The organism is Actinomycetota bacterium (genome assembly GCA_030017835.1).
In the GTDB taxonomy this organism is placed as follows: domain Bacteria; phylum Actinomycetota; class Aquicultoria; order UBA3085; family Oleimmundimicrobiaceae; genus Yes70-04.
In genome coordinates, this window is the sequence record JASEGU010000044.1 from 1 (window position 1) to 4,543 (window position 4,543).

Here is a 4,543-nt window from a genome sequence, read left to right on the forward strand (position 1 = left end):
AGAAGCCGTTGTGCGTAGTTAAGGTGTCAACAGAAACGGGGTAACTCCAACTCCACTTGGTCAAACCGATGCTAAAAGATTTTTATTTCTGGTTTTTACTGTGCGGAATAATAAAATCCGGGTAATATCAGCAAGGGATATGAATCGAAAAGAGAAGGGAGCATATATAACTCATGAAGAATAAAATACCAAAGTTTAAAAACGAAGACGAGGAAAGGGCGTTTTGGTCAGCCCATGACTCAACCGAGTTCATTGATTGGAAAAAGGCAAAGAGGACTTTGCTGCCAAATTTGAAGCCGTCGGTTAAGACGATCTCTCTTCGCCTTCCCGAAGCCATGCTTGAGGAACTTAAGCTGCTGGCGAACAAAAAGGATGTGCCCTATCAATCGCTGGTAAAGATTTTTTTGGCCGAGCGCATTGAAGAGGAGCTCGATACTTACTCTAAAGCATAGCAATTCATTTGGGCGAATTACACGCGCGCACTTGCATGCTCTCACCCATTTCTCCCAAACATCTTAAAAACTCTGCCATCCACCGCAAAGAGTCCGGCAAAGATGAGTCCCATCCCCAAAAAGATATTTAGCCCCAGTTTTTCGCCCAGAACCATTGAGCCGAGCAGCAGAGCGTTTATCGGTATCAAAAAGGTGACGAGCAAGAGGTTGGTCGCTCCCACTATCCTTATCAATCTAAAATACAAAATATAGGCTATGGCTGTGCCAAGGACAGCCAGCCATGAAATGGAGAGGATTGAAGTCCACGAGATGGCAAAACTCTTTGGCCAATCGGTAAGAAGGGCAACCGGAAGCATCAGAAGGCCGGCTGAAAAGAGCATTCCGGCAGCCGGTACTATCTCGGGGCCATCCCCTTAAAGCGGCGGGCAAAGATGGCGGCAACCGTATAGAGGAAGGCGGCAAAGAGGGTGGCAAGCTGGGCTATCCCCTGCGAGCCAAGGTCAGAGAGGGCACTTGGGCCGATCAGGACGGCCACCCCAACTATCCCGATGACTACGCCGCCCGCCCGGCTAAAAGTCAGTCGTTCCTCTTTGGTTAGAAAGTGGGCAAGGATGACGGCCGAGAGCGGAGTTGTGGCGTTTAAGATGGCGGCAAGGCCGCTATCGATATACTGCTGGCTTTGGGCGATCAGCGAGAAGGGGATGAGGTTATTTATCAGCCCCATGACGATGAAGGCCCCCCAAATCTTGGGCGATGCGGGCAAAGTATTTCCCGTTATGTAGACGAATGACACAAGGATGAGCCCGGCCGCAATGAGGCGCAAGAAGACCAGGGTGAAGGGGCCAAGCTCGCGAAGGACTATCTCGTTGAAGAAGAAGGAGCCGCCCCAGAGGAAGGAGAGCAATATGAGGATGGCCCACTCCTTTGTGCCCATCGACTGATCCACGCCCGCCCATCCTTTCCTCTTTTAATCGGTTAAAAGCCGCTTTAAAGTATTGAGCGTAAATTATAGAATCTTATGTTGCTAGCAAGCAACAGCGGGCGGTACAGAGCGTGAAGAAGGATAGGATAAGGCATGAAGAGGAGACGATCTTAAGCGATGATTCGTCTCTATTGCAGCGGGCGTCACGGTCAAAAAGGCGCGCTCTGTAAGGATTGCGATGAGCTTTTGAGCTATGCTCATGCTCGACTTAAAAACTGCCGCCACAAAGAGTCCAAGCCCGCTTGCGCCAAATGCAAAACCCCCTGTTATGAGCCGAAGATGCGGGGGCGGATAAGAGAGGTCATGCGCTTCTCTGGCCCCAGAATGCTCTATCGATATCCAGTCCTCGCTCTCTCACGTCTTCTGGATAACTTCAAGAAGAGGACTTCTTAGAACACCTCCTTCGTCTTGCTGTAAAAACCCGTCAAGATTTCATCAAGATTATTTTTTTGAGGACCGATTTTGGGTTATACTTGGAAATTATAAACTTATCATAGGAGGGCCACTGCGTTTATGAAGTTCATCGACGATATCAGGAAAGAGATAACCCCGCAGCTAAAAAGCAAGATAGCAAAGGCGACCAAGCCGGCCTTGGCCGAGATCTCCGGCAAGGACAGTCTGGCCACTGCGATCAGGGGTTTTGAGATGAGCCAGTTTGACCTCCTCCTTCCGACCTTCGTCAATTTGAATGTGGAATATGGCGACCGCATGGTCCTTACCCGAAACATCAGATACCTTCAAGAGAGGGTCAAGAAGCTTGCTCCGCTCGGCAAGAGTTGGCTGGTCTTGGAGCCCATCACTATGGAGGAGCCCGAACTCTGGCAAGCACTCTCGGGCAGGTTCAATTCGCTATCGATCCAGAGGTTCGGTTCCTTCTCGCCTTGCCTTGGGTGCCATCTCTTCGTTCACCTTCTTCGAGCCCCGCTCGCCTGGGAGCTTGGGATAGACACCATGATCACCGGGGAGAGGCAATCCCATCATGGCCGGGTCAAGATAAATCAGCTCTCCTCCGTTCTCGATCGCTACGAGTCCGTTATGGACTATGCCGGCATCAAACTTATCTCGCAGCTGAGATACACGATATCCAATGGCGACATTGATTTGATTATGGGCAAGGATTTTAAGGATGAAGATAACCAGCTAAAGTGCATTTTGGAAGACAACTATCGCGATCTAAACGACGCTGCCATCGCCGATGAGAGCGGGGCCTCGAGATACCTAGACGAGTTCGCCGTCCCCTTTGCAAGAGCCGTCATCGACCTCTGGAGAAAGGATGAGGAGGAGGTCAGCTACATCGAGCTTGCCAAGAAGGTCTTTGGCAACAGGGAGTAGACTTTATCCCGTCAAATCATCCTTTTAAAGCAACCCTTTAAAGTATCAAGGATTCTCTCATTCGCTTTGTCCCTTCCTTATAAATCTTTGAAGATGAGACATAATCTAGCTCTCTTAAAAGAATGGAGTCTCTGTGGTCGAAATCGTAAAGATAAGCCAGGGCGATGTGGTCAAGCTTAAAAAAGGCCATCCCTGCGGTGCAAATGAGTGGCAGGTTACAAGGGTTGGCATGGATGTCGGCCTCAAATGTTTGGGCTGCGGGCGGAGCGTTCGCCTGCTTCGCTACGATTTCGATCGCAGATTTAAAGGTTACGTCAAGCAGAGCTCGAGCGAATAACCCAAAGGAGTCATTCAATGATTTTGGAGCTTTTAAAATGCAGGTAGGCGTGGTCGGGCTACCCAACGCCGGAAAGTCCACCCTCTTCAATGCCATCACCAAGGCCGGGGCCGAAATGGGAAGCTACGCCTTTACCACCATCGATCCCAACATCGGCATCGCCGAGGTGCCAGATGAGCGTCTTGCCAAGATATCGGCCCTGATGAAGAGCGAAAAGACGGTATTTGCCACCATGAAATTTGTCGATATTGCCGGGTTGGTCAAGGGGGCAAGCAAGGGGGAGGGCCTGGGCAACAAGTTTTTGGCTCACATCCGTGAGGTCGATGTCATCGCCCACGTGGTGCGCTGCTTCGGCGATGAAAACGTAAGCCGCGAGGAGGGCGGGGCCGATCCCCTCTCAGATATCGAGACGATAAACATTGAACTCATCCTGTCCGATTTGGCCGCGGTCGAAAAGCGTTTGGAGAAGGCGGCCAAGCAGATTCGAACAGGAAGCAAAGAATTGGAAAGGATGAAGGGGATATACGAGCGGCTGAAGGTGGTCTTGGAGGCGGGCTCTCCTGCCAGAAGCGCAAATCTTTCGGATGAAGAGGAGACTCTTGTAAGCCTGGAGGGCGGCCTGATTACGCTCAAACCCATAATCTACGTGGCCAACGTGGCCGAGGGTGACTTGAGCGAGGATAACCCCCTCTTTCAAAAAGTGCTTGGTTTTGCCAAGGCCGAAGGGAGCGAGGCGATAGCTGTCAGCGCCAAGTTAGAGGTGGAACTGGCCGAGCTTTCAGAGGAGGAGGCCGCCACCTTCAAGGCCGAGATGGGCATCACCGAATCGGGTCTTAGTAAATTTATCCGGGCCTCTTACAAGCTGCTCGGACTCGTCACCTTCTTTACGGCCGGTCCCAAGGAAGCCCGGGCCTGGTCGATTAAGGCGGGGACCAAGGCGCCGGGGGCGGCTGGGCGGGTCCACTCCGATATGGAGCGGGGTTTCATCAAGGCTGAGGTTGTTTACTTTACGGACCTGTTGGAGACAGGATCCTTTGCCGCCGCCAAAGAGAAGGGGCTCTTGAGGTTAGAAGGCAAGGATTACGTCGTCAAAGACGGCGATGTGATTACGTTTAAGTTTGCGGTGTAGGGTTACAGGTTTTTGTCTAAATTTCTACGGTCTGCTAGTTTGTATACATATTCTACGAGTTCGGTATGTTCGATTTTGAATCGGTCTATTACTATTAGATACCATTGGCTAAATGCTTTGAAGAAACCAAACCCAATAAGGACTCCTGCGGCGTTCAATAAAACATCATTTATATCAATTATGCGGTAAGCCCAACCTAGCGTTAGAGATATTATTAGTTGAGTTGCCTCGATTCCTAAACCAAAAAGGAGAGGGATCGAACTGCGCCCGAAAACTTGAACTACTATTGAGGAATCCTAAGGTGAATGGCG

Annotated in this window: 5 protein-coding genes and 2 pseudogenes; 6 read left to right on the forward strand and 1 reads right to left on the reverse strand. The window is 50.6% G+C overall.

Features of this window, described 5'->3' with window-relative positions; translation table 11 throughout:
* Positions 1 to 67 precede the first annotated feature (67 nt).
* Both QMD53_06825 and QMD53_06830 read left to right on the forward strand, forming a co-directional pair.
* Positions 68 to 184 (forward strand): annotated as a pseudogene (locus tag QMD53_06825) (BrnT family toxin).
* Complete coding sequence (locus QMD53_06830) at positions 174 to 452, forward strand: BrnA antitoxin family protein (protein ID MDI6800353.1); 279 nt, start codon at positions 174 to 176, stop codon at positions 450 to 452. Before QMD53_06825 ends, QMD53_06830 begins: the two are co-directional and overlap by 11 nt.
* A 41-nt stretch (positions 453 to 493) precedes the next feature.
* Here the strand turns inward: QMD53_06830 and QMD53_06835 are convergent.
* A pseudogene (locus QMD53_06835) lies at positions 494 to 1,386 on the reverse strand (DMT family transporter).
* Positions 1,387 to 1,551: 165 nt separating this feature from the next.
* On the opposite strand from QMD53_06835, the gene QMD53_06840 reads away from it, so the two are divergent.
* The 4 genes from QMD53_06840 (at position 1,552) to ychF (ending at position 4,232) form a co-directional block, all read left to right on the forward strand.
* The gene (locus QMD53_06840) at positions 1,552 to 1,827 is read left to right on the forward strand and encodes a nitrous oxide-stimulated promoter family protein (protein ID MDI6800354.1); all 276 of its coding nucleotides are present in this window, start codon (positions 1,552 to 1,554) and stop codon (positions 1,825 to 1,827) included.
* Positions 1,828 to 1,947: 120 nt separating this feature from the next.
* Positions 1,948 to 2,766 (forward strand): hypothetical protein, encoded by an 819-nt coding sequence (locus tag QMD53_06845; GenBank protein MDI6800355.1) that lies wholly within the window; start codon positions 1,948 to 1,950, stop codon positions 2,764 to 2,766.
* Between the two features lie 133 nt (positions 2,767 to 2,899).
* Positions 2,900 to 3,103 carry a DUF951 domain-containing protein gene (locus tag QMD53_06850; protein MDI6800356.1) on the forward strand — a complete coding sequence of 68 codons (204 nt, stop codon included), beginning with the start codon at positions 2,900 to 2,902 and terminating at the stop codon, positions 3,101 to 3,103.
* A 37-nt stretch (positions 3,104 to 3,140) separates the two neighbouring features.
* Complete coding sequence (gene ychF / locus QMD53_06855; GenBank protein ID MDI6800357.1) at positions 3,141 to 4,232, forward strand: redox-regulated ATPase YchF; 1,092 nt, start codon at positions 3,141 to 3,143, stop codon at positions 4,230 to 4,232.
* Positions 4,233 to 4,543 lie beyond the last annotated feature (311 nt).

What these genes read in the sequence shown, in the direction of transcription:
- QMD53_06840 (MDI6800354.1), top strand. Translation starts at nt 1,552, where the DNA reads ATGATTCGTCTCTATTGCAGCGGGCGTCACGGTCAAAAAGGCGCGCTC.
- QMD53_06845 (MDI6800355.1), top strand. Translation starts at nt 1,948, where the DNA reads ATGAAGTTCATCGACGATATCAGGAAAGAGATAACCCCGCAGCTAAAA.
- QMD53_06830 (MDI6800353.1), top strand. Translation starts at nt 174, where the DNA reads ATGAAGAATAAAATACCAAAGTTTAAAAACGAAGACGAGGAAAGGGCG.
- ychF (MDI6800357.1), top strand. Translation starts at nt 3,141, where the DNA reads ATGCAGGTAGGCGTGGTCGGGCTACCCAACGCCGGAAAGTCCACCCTC.